This window comes from Sphaerisporangium aureirubrum (assembly GCF_042658925.1).
Lineage (GTDB): Bacteria > Actinomycetota > Actinomycetes > Streptosporangiales > Streptosporangiaceae > Sphaerisporangium > Sphaerisporangium aureirubrum.
In genome coordinates this window covers 65803-90395 of sequence record NZ_JBHSRF010000005.1, presented here as the reverse complement: position 1 = coordinate 90395, position 24593 = coordinate 65803, and the positions used below count along the sequence as shown (strand labels likewise).

The following is a 24593-nucleotide window of genomic DNA, read 5'->3' as shown; positions in this document are numbered from 1 at the left end:
AACCCTGCGCCTGTTCGCTGTGAGCGATCGTAATTCTGTAATCAGCACCCCCCGGGCGGCCGAGGCGGTCACCGGGGTAATCCATGATGGGCTGCATGGACAACGGCGGCATTCGCATGAAATCCCCCCAAGGGCGGTGGGTGCTGTTCACCACTGTGCTGGGCTCGGGCATGGCCTTCCTTGACAGCACCGTGGTCAACGTGGCTCTTCCCAAACTGGGACGGGAACTCGGCGCCTCCATGTCCGGGCTGCAGTGGACGGTGAACGCCTACACCCTCACGCTGGCCGGGCTCATCCTGCTCGGCGGCTCCCTCGGCGACCGGTTCGGCCGCCGCAAGATCTTCGTGATCGGCGTGGTGTGGTTCGCCGTCACCTCGGCGCTGTGCGGGCTCGCGCCCAACGTCGAGGTGCTGGTGCTGTCGCGCGCCTTGCAGGGCATCGGCGGGGCGCTGCTCGCCCCCGGGTCGCTGGCGATCATCCAGGCGTCGTTCGCCCGTGCGGACCGGCCCCGGGCCGTCGGCGCCTGGTCCGGGCTCGGCGGCGTCGCGGGCGCGGTGGGGCCGCTGCTCGGCGGGTGGCTGGTGGAGACCGCCGGGTGGCGCTGGGTGTTCCTGATCAACCTGCCGATCGCCGCGCTGGTGGTGGCGGTGGCCGCCAAGCACGTGCCCGAGACCCGCGACGAGGCCGCCACCGGCCGGTTCGACGTGCTCGGCGCGGCGCTGGCCGCGCTGGCCCTCGCCGGGGTGACCTACGGGCTGATCGAGGTCGGCTCCCCGCTGGCGCTGGCCGCCGTGATCGCCGGGGTGCTGCTCGGCGTCGCGTTCGTGGTGCTGGAGACGCGCCGCTCGCACGGCGGCGGGGTGGGGGCGCTGGTGCCGGTCCGGGTGTTCGCCTCCCGGGAGTTCACCGCGATCAACGCGGTGACGCTGGTCATGTACGCCGCGATGGGCGTGGTGTTCTTCCTGCTCGTGGTGGAGCTCCAGGTGGCCGCCGGGTTCTCCCCCATCGCCGCGGGCAGCGCGATGCTCCCCGTCATGCTGCTGATGCTGGTGCTGTCGCCCCGCTCGGGGGAACTGGCCAAGCGCATCGGGCCGCGCCTGCCGTTGACGGGCGGCATCCTGGCCGTCGCCGGCGCCCTGGTCCTGCTCAGCCGCGTCGGCCCCGGCGCCTCGTACCTCACCGACGTGCTACCCGCCGTGGTCCTGTTCGGCCTCGGCCTGTCCGCCGCCGTGGCCCCCCTGACCGCGACCGTCCTCGCCACCGCCGACGAGCGCTACGCCGGGGTGGCCAGCGGCGTCAACAACGCCGTGGCGCGCACCGGAGGCCTGCTGGCCGTGGCCGCCATCCCCCCGCTGGTCGGCCTGACCGGCGCCGCCTACACCTCACCGGCCGCCTTCACCGCCGGCTTCCGCTCCGCCATGCTCATCTCCGCCGCCATGATGGCCGCCGCCGCCGTCCTGACCTTCGTCACCATCCGCACCAACGCCCTGCGCGACCCGGAACGCGTCCCGGCCCGCAAGACGTCCTGCGACCTGTGCGCCCCGCCACTGGAGACCGGCGAGAAGCTCGGCGAACGCACCTGACCCCCGGGCTCGTGGCCCCGCCGCGGCGTGTCCACTCCTAGGCAGAGCTGACATGGGCCGCGAGCAGTCGCCAGCCGTGACCGTCCGAGTGGATCCAGGTACGCGTGTAACGCACCCGGGCGGTGAACGCCTCGCCCTTGAACACCCCTTCCAGGGTCCCGAGAAACCACGTGACCCCGGTCCCGCCGTCCACCAGGACCTGGAGGTCCTCCTCGTCGACCCGGGTGAGGCGCTGCTCACCCGTGCGCTGGATCTCCAGGTCGTCGGCCTTGGAGTACAGCCGCCCGTCGGGCCCGGTGAACACGAGCCGGTCGTCGATCAACAGATCGAGCGCGGCCGCGTCGGCGGCCAACTGGGCGGCCTGCAGGCGCCGCTCGGCCTCCCGCAGTTCGACGGTCAGGCCGTCCGCCCCGCTCACCGTCCACCTCGCGACATCAGCGGAATCCGCATGAACACATGACCTCTCCATGAGCCGCCGTCAGGAAACGTATCCGATCACCCGCGCGTCCGCACGTCCGTCAAGCGGGCGGGTGGACGGTCAGGGTGGCCGGGCCGAGGCGGAGTTCGCCGTCGTCCAGTGGTGCGCAGCGCACTCCCCCGTGCCCGCGTAGCCCGCGGAAGGCGCCGGGGGCGAGGACGGCGTCCATCCACGCGCAGGGGGCGGCCGGGCGGTAGGCCTGGAACCGTATCTCGCCGTCTCCGGAGTCCAGGCCGAACAGCGCGCCGTCGGACGAGGTCCCGTCGCGGTGCCGCCGGGCGGCCAGTTCGTCGACCGGGAAGCCACGCAGGACGATGTTGCGGCGCGTGAGCAGCGGATCGAGCGGGCCGGCCAGTCCCAGCCGCCGGGCGAGTTCGTCCAGCGACTCGGCCGCGAACAGGCTGACCGCCGCCCGCTGGTGCGCGCGGCGGTTGAAGTACCGATCCCCGACGATGCCGAGCCCCGCCCGCACGACGACGCGCTCTCGCCCGGCAGGCTCCGGATCCGGCCGCGGCCCGTCCCCGGGCCGCCCTTCGAAGGCGTGCACCGGCGAGACGTGAAGAGCCACGATCTCCACCGGCCGGGGCCCGGCGACATGGCCACTCACATGTCCGACCTTATAGAGACGGCCAAGACCGGTCCAACGTTTCAGCGCGCTCGACTTCGGCGGCGGACGGTGAGCCGCCCGGGCGAGCCGGTCAGGCGCGAAGACGTTCCAGGGCCTCCGAGTAACTCCGGCTGTGGCCGGGGAGCAGGGCCGCCAGCCGTTCGAAGAAGACACCCCCCGAACGCCGCAGTTCCGCCAGCAGTTCCTCCTCGGTGAGGGTCGCGGTACGGCGTTCGCGCGAGACTTCGAACTCGCACGTGAGCATCACCCGACCGGCGGGAGCGATCCGGCGGAACGACAGGCTGATCGGCTGATCGGGGAAGTAGGTCGCGGCCTGCCCCGTGGACCGCATCTCCTCGACCATGTCGGTGATGTAGAACCACAGCTCGTCCACGTAGTCCCATTGATCTTTCCCCAGGATCGCCCGCCCGTCGACCTCCACCTCGATCGCGCCCTCGACGTAGTCGGGGTCGCCCAGTGACCCGGCGAACTCGTCCACCGCCACGAATTCGCCGCCGGACGTCCGAAGATAGCTCCGAACATTGATCATGGGTGAACCCTCACTTCGGATAGAACTGGCCTATCCGCCCGTTCTTTATTCCTAGCACGTAGGTGATGCCGTTGATCTTACCGGTGATCTGGAAGGTTCGGCTGGTCCCCTTTTGCAGGAGGACAGACCGGTTCTGCCGCATGATCGCCCCGATGGCCTTGGTCACGTCCTCGACGGACATGCTCTCGTCGAAGAATGTCTGCTCAGCCTTCTGCGACCCGTCCCAATACTTCGGATGATGGCGTTTGAGGATGTGATCCATGCCTTTCTTGTCCAGGAGGAAGGTCTCGTTGCCGAATCGCATGCGCACGCTGTTGAAGCCGCGCAACACCGGCAGGCAGTTGCCGTTGTGCACGAGGACGTCGTCGTCCCCCGCCTCGACGAAGAACGTGGGGACGCCCTCGATCGTCAGGTTGTGCACCCGCTGGTCCGCCCGGAGGTACCCCCGTACCCCGGCCACCTCGACGGTCGTGCCGTCCGAGGTCCTCAGCCGCATTCCGGGCCGCAGATCGGCGGCGTTGAACCAGTGCCCCTGGCCGTCCACCCAGAAGGGGTGCGTGTCCGTCGCGGTGAGGGCCGCCATCGCACCCCCGGGAGCCCGCAGCCCGATCTCGTACAGGTGTTTCTCCCCGCGGCCGCCGGGTGTCGCCAGGACCGCCCGCACACCGCGCTCACCCGTCTCCGGGTCGTAGACGACCACCTCGTCGCCCGGTTCGACCTCCTCGATGGGCTTACGCGTGCCGTCGGCCATCAGTACGCGTACACCGGGAGGGAAGCTGCTGCACGACTTGATCGACTTGCCCAGATAGCCGCCCAGCTTCTGCGCCGCCTTCCCCGACCGGCCGGCCAGTTTCAGCCCGCCGACCACGAGTTTCTCGCCCGGGATGAAACTGGCCGCGAACATGGCGCACGATCCGGCGTTGCCCTCCGTGCACTTGACCGCGTCTTCCATCACGAATTTGACGACGTCGAGGGTGAAATGCGCCACCTTCGACATGACGCTGTCGTCGTAGTACTCGAACGGATCGAATCCGAGCAGCTGTTCCAGTTGCTGGTCGATCACGGCGAGGCATTCATAGACCGCGCACTGGGTACGCCGGATGAGGAGATCGGCGACCGCCTGGCGCCACCGCTCGGCCTCTTCGATCGCCCGCTTGGCGAGTCTCTGCCGCTTGAAGTATTCCTCGCACCATGCCGTGCGATTCCGCTTGCACTCGTACTGGTTGTAGCTGTCGCACTCCGGGGTGTTGTTGAGGCACGGCTTGAGCCCTCCGGGATCGGAGATGCCGACCGGATTGTTCCCGGCATAGCTGTAGGGATTCGCCCACTGGGGTTTGTCCGCGTCCAGCAGCGGATCGGCTGATATGAACTTGGCGATGGAAGGGTCGTAGTACCGCGCCGAGAGGTAGTCCAGCCCGGTCGCCGCGTCCTCCACCCTGCCGAGGAAGCCGCGATCGGTGAAGGGAAGGTCGTCGACGCCCCGGCGCGCCCCGAAGGGCAGGTAACGCTCGCGGCTCACCACACCGGTGGTGTCGTCGACCGCGAGCTGCTGGGACCCGTGGAAGCCCGAGGCGAGCCACGTCACCCCCGCGGCGCCGGCGCGCATGGCGACGGTGGCCCCGCCGGGAGCCGAGTAGTAGCGCTTGGCGGTGAGCCGCCCCCCGGCCAGTTCGATCTCCATGGAGCCGAGGTAGAGGGTGGCCTTGCCGCCCGGATCACGCCTGATGAGGCGCTCACCGTCGGCGTCGTACACCATCGTGGACTCCTGGCCGTCGACGGTTGCCTTGCTCAGCTCACCGAGCTCGTTCCACTGGAAGACCCCGGCCTTCCCGTCCACGGAACGCGATGTCAGGTTCCCCGCGCCGTCGTAGCCGTAGGTGTCGGTACCGCCTCCGGGCCTGGTGATCGAGGTGACCGCGTTGGGACGGACACCGGAGGGACCGGGCGACGGGTAGTGGTAGGCGGCTGTCTGACCCCTGTCGGTCAGAGTGGACATGTTGCCCACCGCGTCGTATCCGTATTGCTGCTTGTACGGGTCGGCGCCCAGGCTGTCCGCCGCGCCCGGGCCGCCGGCGCAGGACGCGACCGTCGTGGTCCACGCCGCCGTGAGCCGCCGCAGCCCGTCATAAGCGAAACACTCGGACTGCCCGGGCGTGCCGCCCCCCACGGCGGAGGCGGCGTCCAGGACGCGCGTGACGCGCCCGGACACGTCATAGAAGTACTGGTCGTCCTGCGCGGTCCTCGGCGTCGTGGTCTGCGCGTCGACGAGCGTGGTGACACGGGAGATCCAGCCTGTGGTGTCATCCCAATTGACGGTCCGCTTGATCTTCCCGCCGGCCCCGTACGCCCGCTCGGCGAGCCGTCCCGTCGGCGTGTACCGCGTGTCGTCGACGTAGACGTATCCGCCTCCGAGGTCGGACGTCACGCGCCTCGCCAGGCCGAGGTCGTCGAAGGTGGACGTGACCTTCTCGGCGGGAAGCCCACCGGCCGCGGGCATCGTCACCGCGCTCACCGCGCCCGCGGTGTCGTACTCCGCCGTGAACGTGTAGCTTCCCGCCAGCAGGTCCTCCGACGTCGGGACGGTGACCTTGGTGCCGAGCGGGCGCCCCATGACGTCGTAACCGGTGACTTGCTCCTTGTAGGCCTCCGTGCCCGCGAACCGGGTCGACGAGGTGAGCTTCCCAGGCGCCAGAGTGTCGTACACCCATTCCGCGAGCTTGGTTCCGGTGCCCGAGTCGCCCGACCACAGCCTGGTCTTGCGGCCGAGGTCGTCGTAGTCGTAGGAGAGCTTCTGCCCTCTCCCGTCCTTCGTCCACGCCAGCAGCCCGGTCGCGTCGTAATGGTCCTCGCCCACGCCGGTGTCCGGGTCCTGCGAGGCTACGCGGCGACCGGCCGAGTCGTACGTGAAGGTGCGGACGTTCCCGTTGGCGTCGGTCATCCTCGTCATGTGACCGTCGATGTCGTAGGCGTAGGTGGTGTCGTGGTGGGTCACCCCGTCGGCCCATTCCTCGACCTTCGTCACATGATCCTTGAGGTCGGAGTGGTAGACGGTCTTCCCCCCGCCCGGAGGCTGCACCTCGACACGGTCACCGAAGTAACGGGTCGTGGTCCGGCTGAGTTCGGCGCCGGCGCCGTATTCGACCTGGGCCACCGTCTGCCCGGCCCCGTCGTACACCGAGCGCGACCACTGCGGCAGATCGGTCAGCGCCGGATTCAGCAGCGACGATCCCGGCGCGGCGGAATTGTGGACGGGCGCGGACGTGGCCGACGGAAGCCCACGCGCGTCGTAGGTCTTGACCGTGACTATCCTCCCGCCGGCGGGAGACGTCCTTTGCGTCTCACGCGGACGCCCCAGGCCGTCGACGTAGGTGTGGGTGCTCAGCCACACGGCCGACCCGCCCGAACCGGACCGCAGGGTGTTCATCGTGCTTTTCGCCACCGAGCCCGGCTGGCCCAGGTTCCCGTCGTAGGGGATCGTGTAGTCCACCCGCGCCGCCGGCGTCCCCCCGCTGACGGGCCGTTCGGGGGTCCAGTACCTCAGCGTGCGCCCGAGCGCGTCGTAGTCGATCACCACGTCGTTGCCGGCGGCGTCCCGGATCCTCAGGTCCTGGCCGTGCAGCGGCGAGGACCACGTCGTCGCGGTGTGCCCTATGGGGTTGGTCACCGTGACGCCGTCGAAGGGGAATCCCGTCGCCGGCAGATACGCCGTTCTCGTGATCTTGCCGCGGGCGTCGGTGGTCGACACGTCTCGCCCGTAGCCGTCGAACTCCGCCTTGACCTTGGTGAAGTCACTGTCGCCGGTGTAGGTGCGCGTCTCGGTGGCGTCCCCCACCGAAGGGGTGTTGCCCGCCGGATCGACGGCCCCGTCATACAGGGTGACCGTCCTGGCGAGGAGTGCGCCGGCCGTGCAGGCGTCCCCGGCGCGGCGCTCGACGACGGCCGGATAGTCGAGCAGCCACTTGGCTGCGTTCCGGGCGTAGGTGGTGGTGACGCAGGTGTTGTCCGCGGCCGTGGAGGTGTCGCCGTAGTCGTTGACCTTCGTCGGCAGTCCGTAGGAGTCGTAGGCGGTGCGCTGATCGCTGTAGCGGAAACCGCCGGTGACGGCTTCCCTGGTGACCTGGCGGGTGGTGCCGATCAGCAGCGGGTCGTAGATGCCGGGCCCGTCACCCGCGGCCCGGGTGGTGTACTCGTAGCGGGTCGAGCCGATCTCTGTGTACCCGCCGGGGGTGGGGCCGCCGGGCGGAGTGGCCGACGGTGTGGGGGTCGGCGTGACGGGGGTCGTCGGGGTGGGGGTGGGGGCGGCGGTGCAGTCCCCGAGGTCCTTCCAGGCGTTGGTGACCTTGCCGGGCTCGGCGCTGACGCTGGCCTGGAGCGCCTCCCAGTGGTGCCCGGTCCAGGTGACCTTGGCGCCCTTGGAGTAGGACGCGAACCGCTGCCAGGTCGGATGGGTGCAGGCCAGCGTCGCCGTCCCCAGCAGGCGGGCGAGGCCTCGGGCCAGGGTCCTGGCGGGGGTGATCGCGGCGGTGACCAGGAGGCCGCCGGGCGCGGCGGGCCCCGCCCCGGCGAGGGTGGCACCGCTGACGGTGGTGGCGCGCCAGGTCTGCTCCTGCAGCGTGCGCCCGGCCAGCACCCGGGAGTCGTCGTACCCGTTGCCGTCGAAGTCGGTGATCCGGGTGCCCTTGGGGGTGCCGTCGGCGCGCGGGTCGTCGTACATGCCGCGGAAGAACGTGGTCGTGGTGACACCGAAGTCGTCGGGGCTCGTGCCGGCACCCTTGATGGTGCGCACGGTCTGGTAGCCCCGGAACTCGTCCCAGTCCTCGCTCAGTGTCTTGCAGTAGGTGCCGGACGGCTGGCCGCACAGCACGCCGGAGATCGTGGTGGCGCGCATGTAGTTGAACGGCCGCGCCCAGGCCGGGGTGCCCACGTACTCGTACCGGGTCGGCACGTCGGGAGAGCCGCCGACCAGATCCCTGTCGACGACCTGGGTGACCAGCCACTTCATGTAGACGGCGCGGCTGGTGCGCTGGATACCGCCGGAGTCGTAGTAGGTGCCCAGCGTCGCCTGGTAGCAGTCGCGGGCACCCGTGTCCCAGCCGGTGGTGGGATACCCCGACGGGATGGGGCACGGGTTGGCCTGGCCGTAGTACACGTCGGTACGGCCGCCCAGCCCGTTGTACACCGCCGAGACGCGCGGCAGCCGCAGGCGTGGCTTGCCCTGCGCGTCGTTGTGGTCGGCCCGGTTGTCCAGCAGCGTGGCCTCGAAGTCGACCGGCGGCAGCGGGATGTCCGGGCCGGTGCCCGCGAGGCCGACCGGACGAAGGGTGTCCAGCCACAACACCGGACCGGCCGGCGGTAGTCCCTGGAGGATCTGGGTGTACACCCACTTGTAGCCGGCCTCCAGCCGGTAGACCTCGTCCCAGCCGCCCCCTTGCTTGAGGGCCGAGGTCACGATGGTGTGCAGCCGCTTGGAGATGTAGAACGCCGGTCCCGGCGTGTCGCAGGCGGTGATCACGTCGGCGGGGCCCGACGGGCAGTTCAGGTCGGAGGGGGTGTCGTCGTCCCACGGCACGCCCGAGGCGGGCGGCTGCCCGCGGTCGACGGCGTTGAAGACGACCTTGGCGGTGTGCGCCGACCCGGCCACGCCGGTGTTACGCCCGTAGGAGACCTGAGCCAGGTAGCCGCCCCGGTCGTAGGCCACCCGGAACGCCCGCCCGTCCCCCAGCGGCCCCGGCTGGCACAGCGCGCCGACCACCTTGCAGTACCAGTTCTCCTCCCTGGTGTAGGTGTAGTCGGTCACGTTGCCGTGCGGCTCGATCTCCTGGTCCAGGTTCCACCGCCAGGTGGCGTTGCACAGTCCCGGCGTGCCCGTCCTCGAATAGCTGGAGTTGCACGGCTCTCCGGGGTCGTCGCCCACGTAGGCGGTCTGCCAGTTGGAGTCACGGACGGCACCGAACCGGTACCGGGTGCCGCCGGTGGTGGTCACCACCCACGAGGACAGGCCCGACTGGACGTCCAGCACGTAGTCGAGCTTCCAGCCGTAGTCCTCCACCGTCTTCCAGCCGCCGCCGGCCCGGTCCTTGACGATCGGCGATGATTTGCCCTCCACCGAGAGCGTCAGGTACGAGGTGGTGTGATCGGTGGTCGCCGGGTCCCCGTCGTTCTCGTCCGGCGACTCCCAGCACTGATGCTTCCAGTTGCGCTGCTCGGTGTTCTTGGTCGTCTCCGCCGTGTCGTCGGAGCACGCCCGGAACCGCCGCTCGATGAAACCGGTCGAGACCTCCCAGCCCATGCCCGCGACCGATGCCTGGTTGTTGGTGTAGTTGGTCAGGCCGTCGACCCCCGAGGAGGAGTACGACAGCGCCAGGTCCGGCGCGTCGCCCGCCACGGCGGGCGGAACCGGAATCGGATATGAGTAGGAGAATCCGCCCCCGGACAATCCCACCTGCCAGGATCCGGCCGCCTTCAGATCGGTCGCCGCGAAGTTCGTCGTCCCCGCGCCCGGGTCCTCCGCCGCGGCGGCCGAGGCCAGGACGTACACGTTCCCCACCGACGGCGTGTCCGCGGCGGCGGCCTCTACCTCCGCCACCACCTGCCGGGCGGAACCGTCGTTGTGGGACGGCACCACCCTCGCCTTCTCCGCCGCCTTCGCGCACGTGGTGTCCGGGCGCTCCGCGAGCAGACAGGCCGGCATCTCGATCACACCGAGCCGCGCCGCGGCACCCGGCGACCCCGGGGCGAAAGCGGAGTAGTCCAGTGCCACGCGCACGCGGCCGGCCGCGGTCCCGCCGTCGGAACGGACGAGCCGGACGCCCAGCCCTGTGCCGCCCAGTCGCCGGACCACGTCGGCGCCAAGCGTCTCCACGCGTACCCGGCCCGGCGAGGACGCCCCCGCCCGCGCCACCGACACAGGAAGACCCGCCGCCTTGGTCACCGAGGCGCCGACGGCCACCTCGGCCGTCCCGGCGGCCGGCCGCACCGGCGCGACCGCCTTGCGGGCCGGAGCCGGCGCGTCCTCCACCCCGGTCACACCGGCGACCTCGCGAATCGGCCGCCCCTCCACCGACCGCCCATACCCCGCCGCGTCCGGAGACGGTGGAGACACCAGGTCGGTGATCACACCTATGGCACTGACCAGCAACGCCAACGAAAGAAGCGTTAAAAGCCGGTTTCTGACACGCGAAAGAAGCACGACACTCCCCCGAAAACCCCGTCGTCAATCGATGCTATTAATCGATGACCCACATAAAGCAGCTATAAAGCGACTAAACGGGATTAATGCTCGCCAAGGCCTCGCCGCCTGTCAATGCCGTGTTCGCGAGCACCGTGTCACGTTGCGTAAAGACGCTAGGTCACAGGAGAGCAGCGGCCAGGGAGACCCGGAAACGGCCTCCCGATGCGGCCGTCGCGTTTTGTTGCCGGCTCAAATTCTGCATCAGGTAACAAAGGTGGCACGTTATCCGGCGATATGGATTCTGCGGGCGCTCAAGCCGGATTTCGCCGAGCCGCCCCCGTCAGTTCAGGATCGCGGGGAGGCCGGCGGCCAGGCGTTCGTAGTCCTTCTCGCGGTTGTAGACCTGGGCGGAGATGCGCAGGAGGCCGGCCCTTGGCCAGGGTTTGATGCCTACGCGGCAGTGGAGGCGGTGGTAGATCTCGGCGGACAGTTCCTCGGCCTCGTCGTAACCGGTCGCCATGCCTTCGGGGAGGCGCAGGATGCGCATGGACAGCTCGGGGTCGGCGCGCCAGGGGGTGAGGCCGGGTATCTCGGCGAGGATCTCCTGGCCGCGGGCGGCCAGGCTGGCGTTGCGCTCGCGGACCTTCCGGGCGCCGAGGTCGGTGAGCAGGCGGACGCCGTGGGGGGCGGCCAGCCATGCGGTGTGGTCGCGGGTGCCCTGCATCTCCAGGGAGCGGGGGAAGCCGTCGTCCAGGAAGAAGGACGGGATCAGGGGCACCACGCGGTCGCGCCACTCCGGGCTCACGGCCAGTACTCCGGCCGAGTGGGGGGTGAAGACCCATTTGTGCAGGTTGCCGGTGTAGAAGTCGGCGCCGATGCGATTGAGGTCCAGGTCGAGCATGCCGGGGGCGTGCGCGCCGTCCACGACGGTCACCACGCCGGCGGCGGAGAGCTCCTCGCACATCCGCTCGACGGGAAACAGGCGCGCGGTGTTGGAGGTGATGTGGTCGAACACCGCCACCCTGGTGCGCGGGGTGACCGCGTCGAGGAACGCCCGCGCCGCGTCCTCCCCCGACCATTCGCCGTCGTACTGGCCGGGCAGCGTCACGGTGACCACCTCGGCGCCGGTGCGGCGCGCCGTGTGCCGCACCGCGATGTCGACGGCGCCGTACGCGTGGTCGCACATCAGGATCTGGTCGCCGGGGCCGAGGGGCACCGAGTGCAGCGCCACCGCCACGCCCTCGGTCACGTTGGCCACGAACGCCGTGCCGTCCGGGTCCCCGCCGAGGAACTCGGCCACCTCGGTGCGGGCCTTGGCGACCCGGTCGAAGAGGGTCGAGACGAACAGGTCGGGGTTGCGCTCCGCCTCGCGGCGCAACTCGTCCTGCCGGTCGCGCACGCGGCAGGGCACCGCGCCGAACGAACCGTGGTTGAGATGAGCGATCGACGGGTCCAGGCTGAAGTCCTCGATGTCCACCCCCGGACCTTAACCCGGACTCCGGCCGTTGACCCGCCCCCGCCCCCGGTCAGTACGCGAACGCCTGCCGCCGGACGCTGTTGTCGAAGTTGGACAGCAGCAGCTCCGGCTCGCCCACCGCCCGGATGCCGGGGAGGCGGGTGAACAGCTCCCGGAACATGATCTTGATCTCCTGGCGGGCGAGGTTGGCGCCGAGGCAGAAGTGGGGGCCGGGGCCGCCGAAGCCCACGTGGGGGTTGGGTGAGCGGGTGATGTCGTAGCGGGCGGCGTCGGGGAAGACCTCCTCGTCGCGGTTGGCGGAGCCGTAGAACAGGACCACCTTGTCGCCGGGGGCCAGGTGGACGCCTCTGATCTCGTGGTCCTGGGTGACCGTGCGGCGGAACTGCATGATCGGGGAGACGTGGCGGACGGTCTCCTCGATGGCGCCGGCGATGTGGGTGTCGAAGTCGCTCACCAGGCGGTCGCGGGCGTCGGGGGTGTCGGTGATGAGTTTCAGGCCGTGGGCCATGGTGTTGCGGGCGGTCTCGTTGCCGGCGACCAGCAGGAGGGTGAAGAAGGAGCCGAGTTCCCTGGGGGTGAGGCGCTCGCCGTCGACGTTGGCGGTCACCAGCGCGGAGACCAGGTCGCCCGCGGGATCGCGTTCGCGTTCGCGGCCCAGCTTGATGACGAGGCGTTGCAGGGCCAGCAGCGCGGCCATGTTGCGGCCCGCCATCGCGACCGTGCGGGGCAGGCTCATCCGGACGCCGGTGTACTCGGTGGAGACGTCCACGTGGCGGTGCACCCGGGCGCGGATCTCGTCGGGGACGCCGACCATGTCGCAGATCACGTGGATGGGGAGCCTGGCCGCCACCTGCGCCACGAAGTCGCGCGGGCCCTCGGCGACCACGTCGTCCACGATGCGCTCGGCGGCCCGGACGATGTCGTCGTCCAGCTTGGCGAGCATCTTGGGGGAGAACGCGCGGGAGACGATGCGCCGCAGCCGGGCGTGCCTCGGGTCGTCGAGGTTGACCATCGAGTCCCCGAACACGTGCTTCACCCATCCCGGCGGCTCGGGGTTGGTGACGGCGGGCTCGCTGGAGAACACCTTGGCGTTCCTGCTCGCCTCCACCACGTCGGCGTGCCGCACCAGCGCGTGGAAGCCCTTGCCCGACCGCAGCAACGGCACGCGCCGCTCGGGGAAGAACACCGGGCGCTCCAGCGCCCGCAACCGCGCGAAGTCCCGCTCACGCTCCTGCGGCGCCCTCCCCCAGAACGCCAGATCCGCCAAGTCGATACCGGTCTCCACCGCCGTCGTCACGGCAACCATCCTGGCACGGCCACGTCAGCGGTAGGGCTGCCAGCGGACGGTGAGGTCGCCCGCGCGGAAGCTGGTCATGCGGTGCTGCCACTGGGCGCGGACGGTGGGGTGGCTGCGCAGGATGGGCAGGACGCTGGTGACCAGCTTCAGCTCGCGGAGGCGGCGGAAGACGGGGAAGCCCGGCCAGCGCGTGATGTCGGCGCCGTAGCGGGCGGCCATGGGGGTGTGGTCGTCCACGGGGTAGTCGAGACGGAGGCGGCCCACGGCGACGGGGGTGAGGTCCCATTCCCTGGGGCCGACGGCGGTGCTGTCGAAGTCGCACAGCACGGGGCCCCGGGGGGAGGGGATGAGGTTGCCGGTGAAGGCGTCGCCGTGGATGACGCCGGGGGGAAGCTCGTAACAGAGGCGGGACATCGCGTCCTCGACCTCGGCGCACGTGGTGAGGAGGAAGTCGCGGTCGGCGTCCGCGAGGTCCTCGGGTTCGGCGAGGCGCTGGCGGATCTCGTCCATGGGACGCCACTCGGGCAGGCCCGGGGGCTGGTCGGGCAGGGTGTGCAGGCGTCTCAGCAGGACGGCGAGGTCCGCGCCGCCGGGGCGCGGGCCGGTGTCCGGGACCTCCTCCCACAGGGTGGCCGCCTGGCCGGACAGCCACAGGGGCTGCTCGACGCCGGTCAGCAGGCGGACCGTGGGGAAGTCGTGGCCGGCCAGCCAGCGCGCGACCCGGACGACGTTGTCCACCCGGGCGCGGGCGGCGCCGGACCCGGCGATGCGGACCACCACGGGGGCGGCGCGCAGCCGGAACACCGCGTTGTTGGTGAACTTGATCAGCTCGGCACCGCTGGGGTCGAGCCCCGCCTCGGCGCAGACGACGCCGAGCAGCGCGTCGAGGGCGTCGCGGGTGAGCCCGCCGGAAGGGCCTACCGTCGCGAGGCTCATACGGCTCGCAGATCCGCGATGCGCCGCCGCAGCTCCCGCGCGTCGGTACGGCCGGGCAGCGCGGCGGCGGCCGAGTCCAGCGGGGAGAGACGGTCCAGCGCCCTGACCGAGCGGACCCGGGCGGTCAGGGTGACGGCCTCGTGCCCGTCCCGCAGCCCGGCCTCGACGTCGCCGAGGCGTAAGCGCACCGTGGCGAGCGCGATCAGCTCGAAGACCTTGCTGCGCGCCATGTCGTGGTCGCGCCCGGCCACGCTGCGCAGCAGCAGGTCGGCGGCGGGGGCCAGGTGGCTCTCGTCGGCGTCGGCGAGGCCGGCGTGGCACATGCCGGCCGCCGCCTGGATGTCGGCCTCGCCGAAGAACCGCACCCACCCGGGCGCCGCGGCACGGTCGCTGCGGGCGAACTCGTCCTCGGCGCGGCGGATCGACTTCAGCGCGAGCCGCTCGTCGCCGAGCAGGGCGTACGCCCACGCCTCGTTGGCGCACAGCAGGGCCACGGTGAGCTCGCAGCTGGCGTCCTGGGCGCAGATCTGGCCGAGCTGGAAGAACCGCAGCGCGTCGGCCATGCGGGAGCGGTGCAGGTGGACCCGGCCGAGGCGGTACAGCACGTTGGCGGCCAGCGACGGATCGCCCGCGTACTTGGCCTGCTCCAGCGCACGGGTGAACTGGCGGCAGGCGTCGTCGTACAGGCCGGTGTCGAAGGACGTCCACCCCGCCAGGTTGTGCTGGTCGGCCAGCGCGCGGTGCAGGCGGTGGCGCACCGGCTCGCTGCACTCGGCGCGCAGGAGGTTCTGCGACCAGGCGAGCTGCGCGACCACCGCGTCCCGGCAGGCGCCGCCGCCGTAGCGGTAGTCGAGGGCGCGCAGCGTCTCGGTGACGGTCTCGACCTGCTCGACCTCGGCCTCGCCGATCCGGGCGGGGACCGGCGTGCCGGAGCGGGCCAGCGGCCGGGGCCAGTCGCCGGTCTCGGGGGTGACCGCCCCGATGGTGACCTGGGCGGCGTGCGCGAGCAGGCGGCGCACCCGCTCGTCGTCGTCGGCGTCCTCTTCGGGGACCAGGTAGCTCGGGCCGTCGTCGTAGGCGAGGCCCATGTAGCCGCGGGGCACGCCGAGGCCGTCCGCGATGCGCACGAGGACGTCGTACGCCATCACCTGACGGCCGTTCAAAATCTCCGATATCTCTGATTGGGACTGTCCGGTGAGCGCGGCGAGGCGGCGCTGGGACACGCCGCTGTGCTGGAGCATGAGGTAGACGGTGGCCACGTCACGCTCGGCGAGTGCCCGGCGCATCGCCGGACGTTCCCAGATGGTGAAGCTGATGGCCTGCTCGTTCACATGTGTGACGTTCATGCCGACCTTCCAGCGGTCATGTCGGAGGGGAATCCCAGATAACCAGGTCACACGGGGTCCTGCGGGGTTTTCGGGCGGACCGATCGGTGAAGCCGATCGGTCCCGCCGATCGCCGGGTACCCGTCTTCGGTATCGGTGTCACGGCTTACCGCCACGGGTCGGGTTATTCCACCATCGGAAGCAACCTGCGGAGGTCGACCGCGCCTTCCTCCCGCCGGCCCTCCGTCGTCGTGCGACCCAGGGAGTGATCGGCTCATGCGCGGCGAGCAGCCCGCCCCCAAGCAGTCCCCGCAGCACCTCCGGGGCCACGCCCGCCTGCGCGAGGCCGCCCCGGCACGACCGGCCGAACGGCCCGACGTCCCGCGGCAGGGCGACCTCGTGTGCCCCGAGTGGCCCCTGCGGTACGCGGGCACCTTCCGCGTGCTGGTCACCCGGCTGAGCGCCGGGTCGGCGTCACGGGCCGCGCGGGCCGCGGTCCGGGAGGCGCTGGCGGCGACGGGAGTCACAGCCGAGTGCACCGGGGAGGCGGAGGTCATCGTGGCCGAGCTCGCCGCCAACGCCGAGAAGCACGCGCCGGGGCCGTACGAGCTGCGGGTGCACTGCCTGAGCGGCATCCCGATGTGGTGCGAGATGGTGGACGGCGGTGAGAAGCCGGGGGCGGTCGCGAGCCTGCTGGCCCGGCTGCAGAGGGCGGACGGGCCGGACCCCCTGGAGCTGATGAGCGAGGGAGGGCGAGGGCTGCTGCTGGCGCATCTGCTGTCCGGCGGGCGCTGCTGCGCGTATCCCACCACGTTGTCCACCGGGGGGATCGGGCAGGCGGTCGCGTTCGCCCTGCCGAGCGCCGTGTCGCCTGTCTGACGTCGACGTTCAGGTCCCCGACGCGGGAACTTCATCCGGTCGTGGGGCAGGTGTCCGGATCAGCGTGGACCATCCGGAGTATGAGTGCCTCGCGCGCGTCCCGCCTGCTCGCCGCCGCCGCGGCCGTGGCGATCCTGCCGATGTCCGCCGCCCTCTCCCCCGCCGCCGCCTCCGTGGCGGCGTGCCGGGATCCGGGGCTCGCGGTCGCCGCGCCGTACGCGACGGTGGACGGTCAGACGCATGCCGGGTCGGTCACCCTGTACCAGGGGAACCGGGCGGCCGTCACCCTCACCCAGGGCACCGAGGGGATCGCGGACACGCCCGAGCGGGGGGACTCGTTCGGATCCGCCGTGGCCACCGGGGACTTCGACGGGGACGGGTGCGCCGACCTGGCGATCGGGGCCTCGGAGGAGTTCGCGGGGACGCCGGTGCCGGACGGGGCCGACGGCAACGGGGTGGTGCATCTGCTGCGGGGCACGTCGCGCGGGCTTCGGCCGTCCGGCACGCTGGACGTCACCCATCTCGGGCGGACGCGGGGGACCGATCGTTTCGGCGCGGCGCTCGTGGCGGCCGATCTGGACGGGGACGGGGACGACGAGCTGATCGTCGGCGTGCCCGGGCTCGAAGGGGGCGGCGGGGTGGCGCTGTTCGGCATGCGGGGGCGCGAGCCGGACGGCACGGGGAGCCTCATCACGCAGGGCACGCGGTGGGTCGGGCAGGACGGGGCGGAGTCGGACCAGTTCGGGGCGGCGGTGGCGGCCGGGGACTTCGACGGGGACGGGAAGGCCGAGCTTGCCATCGGCGCCCCTGGGGACGACGTGGGGGACAAGGCGGCCGCTGGGTCGTTCACCATCGCCGATCCGCGTGCTCGCCAGGCGGGGATGTACACGCAGAACAGCCCTGGGATGCCTGGGGACTCGGAGAAGTACGACGGGCTGGGGGGGACGCTGGCGGCCGGGGACTTCAACGGGGACGGGCGGACGGATCTCGCGGCGGGGGTGCCCGGGGAGGGGCTTGACGCCTTTCAGGACGGGCCGATGTACGGTGACGGCGCGGTGCACGTGCTGTACGGGCGGCGTGGCGGGCTCACCGCGATCGGGGGGGAGTTCTGGTCGCGCAAGACCGCCGGGGTGTCGGGGCGCAACCGGCCCACCGACCGGCTCGGCTCGGCGCTCGCCGCCGGGGACCTCAACGGGGACGGGGACGCGGAGCTGGCGATCGGGGTGCCCGGCGGCAACGCCGTCCTGGTCCTCGCGGGGACCCGGACCGGTGGTCTCACCGCCAACCACAACCTGACCGTCACCGGCCGCAAGGGGCATCCGGGCGACGCCTACGGCACCTCGGTCGCCATCACGCCGTCCGGGCTGGTGGTGGGCGCTCCCGGCGGGGGCCGGGTCGTCCTGGTTCCCTCCACGGTCCGCAAGGGCTCGTACACCGGCCTGCGGCCTGCGACGTCCACCACCCTCTCGGGCCCCGCGGGCGCCCTGTTCGGCTTCGCCGTCACCCGCTGACGCCTTTGCCTCGGTCCCTCCGCGGGTCCGCGATGCTTCGCACCGGCCTGCGTCCTACCGCGTCCATCACTCTCTGGGGCCCCGCGGGCGCCGTGTCCGGCTTCGCCGTCACCCGCTGACGGCCGGCGCGCCGCGCCGCCATCCAGCTTGTGGCCGGGGGCTCTCGGCGCCCGTCCGCGTCGTACTGGCGGTCCGCAAGATCTCACACCGGCCCGCGCCCTAGGCGTCCACCACCCTCTCGGGCCCCGCGGGCGCCGTGTCCGGCTTCGCCGTCACCCGGCCACGCCGGCACGGGCCGCCGCGGGGCCACGGCGGCGGCGGCCGGTGTGCTGCGCCGTCAGCCGCTCAAGCCGCGCGCGCCGTGCCGGGTGGTCGGCCGGTCGCCGTTGGGCGGGGAAGGAGGCGCCCGGCGCCTCCGCGGGAGTGGAGGGGCCGGGCGCCTGGGGGGAGTGGTCTCAGGTGAGGATGCGTTCGCCGGCGGGGATGGTGAAGGTGGCGGCGGTTTTGGCGGGGGCGCCTTGGCGGCTGATGTAGGCCAGGGTGTGGAACTCGGCGGTTAGGTTGTCGGGGGTTACGGCGCAGGTGATGTAGCCGCGGCGTTCGTTGACGAACTTCAGGTGGGGGTTCTCGGCGCGGAGGGTCGCGTCTCGGACGGGGTCGTGGTAGCCGTCGCCGTCGCTGGAGATGGAGGTGGCGACCAGCTCCACGCCTACTCGGGGGGAGTCGGGGTCGTCGAAGTCCAGCAGCAGGTCGGAGGCGGAGCCGACGTGGGCGTCGCCGGTGAGGACCACGGGGTTGGCGGCGCCGGAGGCGGAGAGGGCGCCCAGCAGGCGGTCGCGTTCGGCGGGGTAGCCGTCCCAGGCGTCCACGCTGAGCTCGCGGCCGGGGCCGAGGTGGTAGTCGCGCTGGCCGACGATGATCTGCTGGGCGATGAGGTTCCACCCGGCGTCCGAGTCCCGCAGGCCCTGCTCCAGCCACTCGCGCTGGGCGGAGCCGAGCAGCACGCGCTCCTGGCCGAGGCGCTCGTCGCAGCCGGAACGCATGCCGTCGCCGCAGGGCTGGTCGTCGCGGAACTGGCGGGTGTCGAGCATGTGGAACGTCGCCAGCGGGCCCCACTCGACCCGGCGGTTCAGCTTGATCCGGGTGCCCTTGGCGACGGCGGAGCGGCGCAGCGGCATGTTCTCGTAGTACGCCTGGAACCCGGCGGCCTTGCGCGCGTCGAACGCGGGCGCCGTCGTGCCGGGGTTGCCGGCCGCCCAGTTGTTCTCCACCTCGTGGTCGTCGAACACCACCAGCCAGGGGCTGCCCTGGTGGGCGAGCTGGAGGTCGGGGTCGGTCTTGTACTGCGCGTGCCGCACCCGGTAGTCGGCGAGCGTCTGCAGCTTGCCGCCCTCGTGCCGCCGCACGTTGCCCTGCGCGGCGGTGTAAACGCCGCTGGAGTACTCGTAGATGTAGTCGCCGAGGTGCACCACCACGTCCGGCTCCTGCTCGGCCATGCGCCGGTAGGCGGTGTAGAAGCCGTGCTCGTACTGCGCGCAGGACACCGCGGCGAACGTGAACGGGCTGACGGTGTCCGGCGCGGTGCGGGTGCGCCCTACCTTCGACAGGTGGCCGTTGGCGCGGAACCGGTAGAAGTACTCCCGTCCCGGCTCCAGCCCCTCGGCCTCGACGTGGACGGTGTGCGCGGATCCGAAGCGGGCGGTCGCCTCGCCGGAGCGCACGACGCGGCGGAACCGCTCGTCCTCGGCGATGCGCCACTCCACCGCGACGTCCCTGGCCGGCATGCCGCCGTGCCCGTCGGGTGCCAGCGGGTCGGGCGCCAGGCGGGTCCACAGCACGAACCCGTCCGGCGCGGGGTCCCCGGAGGCGATCCCCAGCGTGAACGGGTCCGGCGCGGTGCGGGCGGGGCGGACGGCCGGGAGGGGGGGCTGCCGCGCGGCGGACGCGGCGGCGGACGAGGAGAGGACGAGGCCGCCGGCCCCCGTGGCGGCGGCGACCAGGAACACTCTGCGTGACGGGTTCTGCTCCACGCCACCAAGTGCAGTCGGTCCGCCTGACCTGCGGGCGAGTGGGCGATGTCGGTCACGTGAACAGCTGCGGCACAGACATGCGGGTTACCCACCGTATTTGAATCCCTGCCTAAGGGAGGGCGACGACTTGCGGCACACCCGGCGAAATCCAGAAGGCGGCACCGTCATCGGCTCACCTTCCTCCTCCCGTAGGCGTAGCTCGCGAGCATGACGCCGATCACCGCGAGGACGATCTGGATGATCAGCTCGATCCAGTCGATGCCCCGGGTGGTCGCGACCCCGAGCGCGGCGGCGATGGCGGTGCCGATGAGGGCCGCGACGATGCCGATCAGGATGGTCAGCCAGATCGGGATCGGCTGGCGGCCCGGGACGAGCAGGCGCGCGAGCACGCCGATCACCAGTCCGACGATGATGGCGCTGATGATTCCGGTGACTTCCATTTCGCGTCTCCCTCGCGTCCCGTTGTCAGGCGTATGCCCGCGAGCACGGCAAACGAGACATATGCGCAGGTCAGCGGAAGGGAATGTCCGTCAGCGGGACGGCCCGGCGAGCACCGCCCTCAGGTCGGCGCGCAGCGTCTCCGGGTCGCGGTAGTGCACGGCCGCCATCCCCGCCTTCTCGGCGCCCTCGACGTTGACCAGCCGGTCGTCCACGAAGACCACCTCGCCCGGGTCGGCGCCGAGCTCGGCCGCGACCCGCAGGTAGATCTCCACGTCCGGTTTCACCAGGCCGAGGCGCGCGCTGTAGAAACGGGCGGGCATCGCCTGGATCCAGGGGAGGCGCTCGACGCCGTCGGCCACGCAGTCCGGCGCGTTGGACAGCAGCGCCACCGCGCGGCCCTCGGCGGCCAGCTCCTCCATGACGGCCACGCTGTCGTCGTTCTGGTGGGTCCAGCCGCGCACGTCCAGCTCCACCAGCGTGCCGGTCTCGGCCTCGCCGGCGGCGCGGCCGAGCACCAGGGACCAGTACTCCCCCGGGGTCAGCGTGCCCCGGTCGAACTCCAGCCGGTGCCGCCAGTAGCCCTCCCAGAACGGGCCCGCGTCGGCGCCCGAGGCGGCGACCAGCCGGTCGCGGTCGGCCTGCGGCTGCGCGTGGCAGAGGACTTCCCCGTAGTCGAACAGCAGCCATTTCATGATCGGGATATTACCCGGCGGGCTCAGGCGCCCAGGAACGGCCGTACGTGATCGTTGAGCGCGCCGCAGCCGAGGTAGTTGCGCACGGTGTGGAAGTCGGCCCAGTCGATGTTGACCTTCTGGTCGAGCTCCACCCCGTTGAACCGGCTCCGTAACGCGCCGGGGATGGCCGCGATGTCGTCCTTGTCGGCGATGTTCACCCAGCGGCGCACTCCCGGCGGGCGGGTGCCCCGGTCGGCCACGGGCAGCGGCTGGAGCCGGTCGAACACCACCCCGCGCATGCCGAGCGGGCTGCCGAGCGTCACGAACAGCTCCACCGACAGCTCGGGGTGGGCGCACAGCGCCTCGTAGGCCACCACGCTGCCCAGGGAGTGGGCGATCAGCACCTTCGGCCGGTGCCGCCGCACCGCGTCCGCCACCACGTCGCGCGCCCGCACCCGCGCGGCGGCCCGGCCGCCGGCGAAGTACGCCGCCACCTCGGGGCAGAAGTCCTCGGCGAAGTCCTTGGCGTGCGGGCCCAGCTTCAGCAGCAGCCATCCGGCGAAACGGTGGATCAGGCCGGTCAGCGTCTCACCGGCCACCGACCCCGCGCCGCCGAGCTGCTTCATCCAGTCGGCGAGCACCAGCTGGGAGGCGGCGTCCATCTTGCGCAGGTCGCGCTTGGCCGCCGCGGGCACCTGGTCGCGCAGCAGGTGGGCGTAGTAGGCCACCTCGCCGACGTACGACCGGCCGTCGTAGGGGGCGCCGCGGGTCAGCCCCGCGTGCAGGTAGCGATCCCACTTGCCCCGCATGACCTCCGCCGCGCCCGCGGCCGACCCGGCGGCCTCGAAGTAGCGGTACTTGCCGATGCCGTGCACTCCAACGATCGTCGCCACCGAGCGGCCTCCCTGGGAAGGAGAAGACTCCGGCGTGCCCGGCCGGAGGGACACCGACACTTTGCCCCAGCCCCGCGATCACCACAAGGGCGCCGTGGGACCGTTCCTCCCAGGGGCCACACACGGGGACGGCCGGCGGGGACGTCCGGTGGGCGGCGGCCGTCAGGTGCGGCGGTCCTCCATCTCCCAGATGTGGTCGATGACGTGCCAGGTCATGCGGCGGGCGGCGTAGCGCGCGGGCCAGCCTCCGGGGGTCAGCGGGGCGCCGTCCGAGGGCTTGCTGAGGACGTCGGCGATGTCGCGGCGCATCGCCTCGCGGGCGGCGTGGTCGTCCAGGGTGAACGGCCGGTGCCGGACGCCGATCTTGCGGGCGTAGGCGCGCTCGGCGCCGATCACATGGTCGATCATCTTGTCGCGGTCCCTGCCGCCGCCGCGCGGGCCCTTGCGCAGTTCCTGCGGCGTCACGCCCGCCACCTCGTCGAGGACCTCCCAGGAGGCCCGCAGCAGCGCGGTGTCGCGCTCGGCGACCGCGGCGTCCACCGGGGCGGTGTCGGCGGGCGGGATGGCGGAGATGGCGCCGAAGTCGGTGGTGCTGTCCCCCGGCACCCGGTCGACCACGGTGAACGCGTCCGGCGCGAACGACAGGCCGGCCCGTTCCGCGATCACCCGGTAGCGCGGGACGTAGTCGGCCAGCGCGTCCAGCGCGGCCTCCTCGCCCTTGCCGATACGGCACAGGCCCGGCCAGTCGTACGAGCAGGCGAAGACCTTCTTGGGTCCGATCTCCAGATATACGTCGGTCATGGCACCATCCTTCCCCCGGTACCTGACAGGTTCCGTCAGCTATTCGACGAGGTCCACCAGCTCGGCCACCGACGCGGCGATCCGGGAGGGCCGGAACGGGTAGCGGTCGATCTGCTCCCTGGTGGTCACCCCGGTCAGCACCAGGATCGTGTAGAGCCCCGCCTCCATGCCGGACACGATGTCGGTGTCCATCCGGTCGCCGATCATCGCGGTGCTCTCGCTGTGCCCGTCGATGGCGTTGAGGGCGCTGCGCATCATCATCGGGTTGGGCTTGCCCACGAAGTACGGCTCCACGCCCGTCGCCTTGGTGATCATCGCGGCGACGGCGCCGCAGGCGGGCAGCGAGCCCTCGGCGGAGGGGCCCACCGGGTCGGGGTTGGTCGCGATGAAACGGCTGCCGGCCTCGATGAGCCTGATCGCGCGGGTGATCGCGGTGAAGCTGTAGGTGCGGGTCTCGCCGAGGACGACGTAGTCCGGGTCGGTGTCGGTCAGGACGTATCCCGACTCGTGCAGCGCCGTGGTCAGGCCCGACTCGCCGATGACGTACGCCGAGCCGCCAGGCCGCTGGTCCTCCAGGAAGCGGGCGGTGGCCAGGGCGGAGGTCCAGATCGACTCCGCCGGCACCTCCAGGCCAGCCCCGCGCAGGCGGGCGGACAGGTCGCGCGGGGTGTAGATGGAGTTGTTGGTCAGCACGAGGAACCGCTTGCCGGAGTCGCGCAGCCTGCGGATGAACTCGTCGGCGCCCGGCACGGGGCGACCCTCGTGGACCAGCACGCCGTCCATGTCGGACAACCAGCACTCGATGGACTTGCGCTCGTTCACAGTTCTCCCGCGTCTCGACCGGCCGTGGGACGTCTCAGGCGTCCAGGCGTTCGGAACAAAATTGGCTCGTTCTACGGAACCAAGGATGTCACCGATCGGGAGCGGCGGGCCGGGTCAGCGGGGGGCGAACGCCTCCAGTGCCTCCTCGGCCCGGCGCAGCGAGTCGGCCGGGTCGGCGTCCACGGCGGAGAAGGCGGGGTCGAAGTTCAGGTCCAGGAACAGCTCGGTCAGCCCGGTGGCGGACAGGGCCTCGATGTCGGCCCTGATCTGGTCCACCGAGCCGGTCAGCCGCGTCCGGTCCGGGCCGCCCGGCGCGCCGATCTTGGTCACGCCGCGGCAGACGAAGCGCAGGGCCTCGGGATCGCGGCCGGCCGCACGGGCGGCTTCCTTTACAATGTAGATCTGTTCCGGGAGCGTGGTCAGGTCGGCGCGGCTGGAGCTGATCCACCCGTCCGCCAGCTCACCGGCCCGGCGCAGCGCCGGAGCGGCCGTGCCGCCGAGCAGCACGGGCGGCGGCGTGACCGGCTTGGGGTCCACGTACGAGGGCGGCACCTCGTAGAACTCCCCCTTGTGCGAGATGATCTCCTCCGACCACATCAGCCGCAGCACGTGCAGGAACTCCACCGCACGCCGCCCCCGCGCCGCGAACGGCACCCCGCTGGCCACGAACTCCTCCTCGAGCCACCCGAGCCCGAGCCCCGCGTCCACCCGCCCGCCCGACAGCTCCTGCAGCGTCGCCAACTGCTTGGCCAGCAGCACCGGCGAGAAGAACGGCATGTTCACCACCGCCACCCCCAGCCGTATCCGGCTGGTCACCCCCGCCAGAAACCCGAGCGTCATCAGCGGATCCCGCACACTCCGATACACCGGCCCCATGGGGTGCCCCACCGGATAGAGCAGCCGCTGGAACCCCCACAGCGACGCGTACCCCAGCTCCTCGGCCCGCCGCCCCACCGCCACGACGTTCCCCGCCGTAGCCCAACCCCCAGCGACCGGAACCCCGAACCCAATCTCCATGCCCCCCACCATATTGCCCCCACCCAGCGTCCCCCCCTCCACCCTCCGTCCCACGTGTCCTCGCCCGCACGCGGGGTCCGGAGGGCCGCACTAGGGTGGAT

Annotated in this window: 18 protein-coding genes; 3 read left to right on the top strand and 15 right to left on the bottom strand. The window is 71.6% G+C overall.

Annotated features, from left to right (window positions below; translation table 11 throughout):
• The first annotated feature begins 140 nt into the window (after positions 1-140).
• A complete protein-coding gene (locus ACFP1K_RS05290; protein WP_380747468.1) occupies positions 141-1583 on the top strand; it encodes an MFS transporter in 1443 nt (480 codons plus the stop codon).
• 37 nt (positions 1584-1620) lie between these two features.
• Here ACFP1K_RS05290 and ACFP1K_RS05285 read toward each other — a convergent pair whose 3' ends face one another.
• The 8 genes from ACFP1K_RS05285 to ACFP1K_RS05250 form a co-directional block, all read right to left on the bottom strand.
• Complete coding sequence (locus ACFP1K_RS05285; RefSeq protein WP_380747466.1) at positions 1621-2001, bottom strand: nuclear transport factor 2 family protein; 381 nt, start codon at positions 1999-2001, stop codon at positions 1621-1623.
• Between the two features lie 100 nt (positions 2002-2101).
• A complete protein-coding gene (locus ACFP1K_RS05280; RefSeq protein ID WP_380747464.1) occupies positions 2102-2668 on the bottom strand; it encodes an MOSC domain-containing protein in 567 nt (188 codons plus the stop codon).
• A gap of 91 nt (positions 2669-2759) precedes the next feature.
• Positions 2760-3218, bottom strand: coding sequence for a hypothetical protein (locus ACFP1K_RS05275; RefSeq protein ID WP_380747462.1), 459 nt, complete (start codon positions 3216-3218; stop codon positions 2760-2762).
• A gap of 10 nt (positions 3219-3228) precedes the next feature.
• Entirely contained in the window at positions 3229-10362 is a 7134-nt protein-coding gene (locus ACFP1K_RS05270; RefSeq protein WP_380747460.1) for an RHS repeat-associated core domain-containing protein, read from the bottom strand.
• 367 nt (positions 10363-10729) lie between these two features.
• Positions 10730-11866 carry an aminotransferase class V-fold PLP-dependent enzyme gene (locus tag ACFP1K_RS05265; RefSeq protein ID WP_380747458.1) on the bottom strand — a complete coding sequence of 379 codons (1137 nt, stop codon included), beginning with the start codon at positions 11864-11866 and terminating at the stop codon, positions 10730-10732.
• A 49-nt stretch (positions 11867-11915) separates the two neighbouring features.
• On the bottom strand, positions 11916-13172 hold the full coding sequence (locus ACFP1K_RS05260; protein WP_380747456.1) for a cytochrome P450: 1257 nt from the start codon (positions 13170-13172) through the stop codon (positions 11916-11918).
• 15 nt (positions 13173-13187) lie between these two features.
• Positions 13188-14099: a phosphotransferase family protein gene (locus ACFP1K_RS05255; RefSeq protein ID WP_380747454.1), complete on the bottom strand. Its 912-nt coding sequence runs from the start codon at positions 14097-14099 to the stop codon at positions 13188-13190.
• Positions 14096-15445 carry a helix-turn-helix domain-containing protein gene (locus ACFP1K_RS05250; RefSeq protein ID WP_380747452.1) on the bottom strand — a complete coding sequence of 450 codons (1350 nt, stop codon included), beginning with the start codon at positions 15443-15445 and terminating at the stop codon, positions 14096-14098. Before ACFP1K_RS05250 ends, ACFP1K_RS05255 begins: the two co-directional genes overlap by 4 nt.
• A 255-nt stretch (positions 15446-15700) precedes the next feature.
• Between ACFP1K_RS05250 and ACFP1K_RS05245 the strand changes: the two genes are divergently transcribed.
• Together ACFP1K_RS05245 and ACFP1K_RS05240 are read left to right on the top strand one after the other, a co-directional pair.
• Entirely contained in the window at positions 15701-16303 is a 603-nt protein-coding gene (locus tag ACFP1K_RS05245) for an ATP-binding protein (RefSeq protein WP_380747450.1), read from the top strand.
• 80 nt (positions 16304-16383) lie between these two features.
• Positions 16384-17814 (top strand): FG-GAP repeat protein, encoded by a 1431-nt coding sequence (locus ACFP1K_RS05240; RefSeq protein WP_380747448.1) that lies wholly within the window; start codon positions 16384-16386, stop codon positions 17812-17814.
• A 455-nt stretch (positions 17815-18269) separates the two neighbouring features.
• On the opposite strand, the gene ACFP1K_RS05235 is transcribed toward ACFP1K_RS05240, so the two are convergent.
• The 7 genes from ACFP1K_RS05235 to ACFP1K_RS05205 form a co-directional block, all read right to left on the bottom strand.
• Positions 18270-19844 carry an alkaline phosphatase D family protein gene (locus tag ACFP1K_RS05235; RefSeq protein WP_380747446.1) on the bottom strand — a complete coding sequence of 525 codons (1575 nt, stop codon included), beginning with the start codon at positions 19842-19844 and terminating at the stop codon, positions 18270-18272.
• A 164-nt stretch (positions 19845-20008) separates the two neighbouring features.
• A complete protein-coding gene (locus ACFP1K_RS05230) occupies positions 20009-20284 on the bottom strand; it encodes a GlsB/YeaQ/YmgE family stress response membrane protein (RefSeq protein WP_380747444.1) in 276 nt (91 codons plus the stop codon).
• 90 nt (positions 20285-20374) lie between these two features.
• Entirely contained in the window at positions 20375-20977 is a 603-nt protein-coding gene (locus ACFP1K_RS05225; protein ID WP_380747442.1) for an HAD family hydrolase, read from the bottom strand.
• A gap of 23 nt (positions 20978-21000) precedes the next feature.
• Complete coding sequence (locus ACFP1K_RS05220; protein WP_380747440.1) at positions 21001-21852, bottom strand: hypothetical protein; 852 nt, start codon at positions 21850-21852, stop codon at positions 21001-21003.
• A 162-nt stretch (positions 21853-22014) separates the two neighbouring features.
• Complete coding sequence (locus ACFP1K_RS05215; RefSeq protein WP_380747438.1) at positions 22015-22653, bottom strand: hypothetical protein; 639 nt, start codon at positions 22651-22653, stop codon at positions 22015-22017.
• Between the two features lie 39 nt (positions 22654-22692).
• A complete protein-coding gene (locus ACFP1K_RS05210; RefSeq protein WP_380747436.1) occupies positions 22693-23475 on the bottom strand; it encodes an HAD-IIA family hydrolase in 783 nt (260 codons plus the stop codon).
• Positions 23476-23589: 114 nt separating this feature from the next.
• On the bottom strand, positions 23590-24492 hold the full coding sequence (locus tag ACFP1K_RS05205; RefSeq protein ID WP_380747434.1) for a TIGR03619 family F420-dependent LLM class oxidoreductase: 903 nt from the start codon (positions 24490-24492) through the stop codon (positions 23590-23592).
• Between the last annotated feature and the right edge of the window lie 101 nt (positions 24493-24593).

Excerpts from the sequence above, each read along its gene's own strand:
- ACFP1K_RS05245 (WP_380747450.1), top strand. The coding sequence starts at position 15,701 with ATGCGCGGCGAGCAGCCCGCCCCCAAGCAGTCCCCGCAGCACCTCCGG.
- ACFP1K_RS05255 (WP_380747454.1), bottom strand. The coding sequence starts at position 14,099 with ATGAGCCTCGCGACGGTAGGCCCTTCCGGCGGGCTCACCCGCGACGCC.
- ACFP1K_RS05225 (WP_380747442.1), bottom strand. The coding sequence starts at position 20,977 with ATGAAATGGCTGCTGTTCGACTACGGGGAAGTCCTCTGCCACGCGCAG.
- ACFP1K_RS05215 (WP_380747438.1), bottom strand. The coding sequence starts at position 22,653 with ATGACCGACGTATATCTGGAGATCGGACCCAAGAAGGTCTTCGCCTGC.
- ACFP1K_RS05230 (WP_380747444.1), bottom strand. The coding sequence starts at position 20,284 with ATGGAAGTCACCGGAATCATCAGCGCCATCATCGTCGGACTGGTGATC.
- ACFP1K_RS05275 (WP_380747462.1), bottom strand. The coding sequence starts at position 3,218 with ATGATCAATGTTCGGAGCTATCTTCGGACGTCCGGCGGCGAATTCGTG.
- ACFP1K_RS05250 (WP_380747452.1), bottom strand. The coding sequence starts at position 15,445 with ATGAACGTCACACATGTGAACGAGCAGGCCATCAGCTTCACCATCTGG.
- ACFP1K_RS05240 (WP_380747448.1), top strand. The coding sequence starts at position 16,384 with ATGAGTGCCTCGCGCGCGTCCCGCCTGCTCGCCGCCGCCGCGGCCGTG.
- ACFP1K_RS05260 (WP_380747456.1), bottom strand. The coding sequence starts at position 13,172 with ATGGTTGCCGTGACGACGGCGGTGGAGACCGGTATCGACTTGGCGGAT.
- ACFP1K_RS05205 (WP_380747434.1), bottom strand. The coding sequence starts at position 24,492 with ATGGAGATTGGGTTCGGGGTTCCGGTCGCTGGGGGTTGGGCTACGGCG.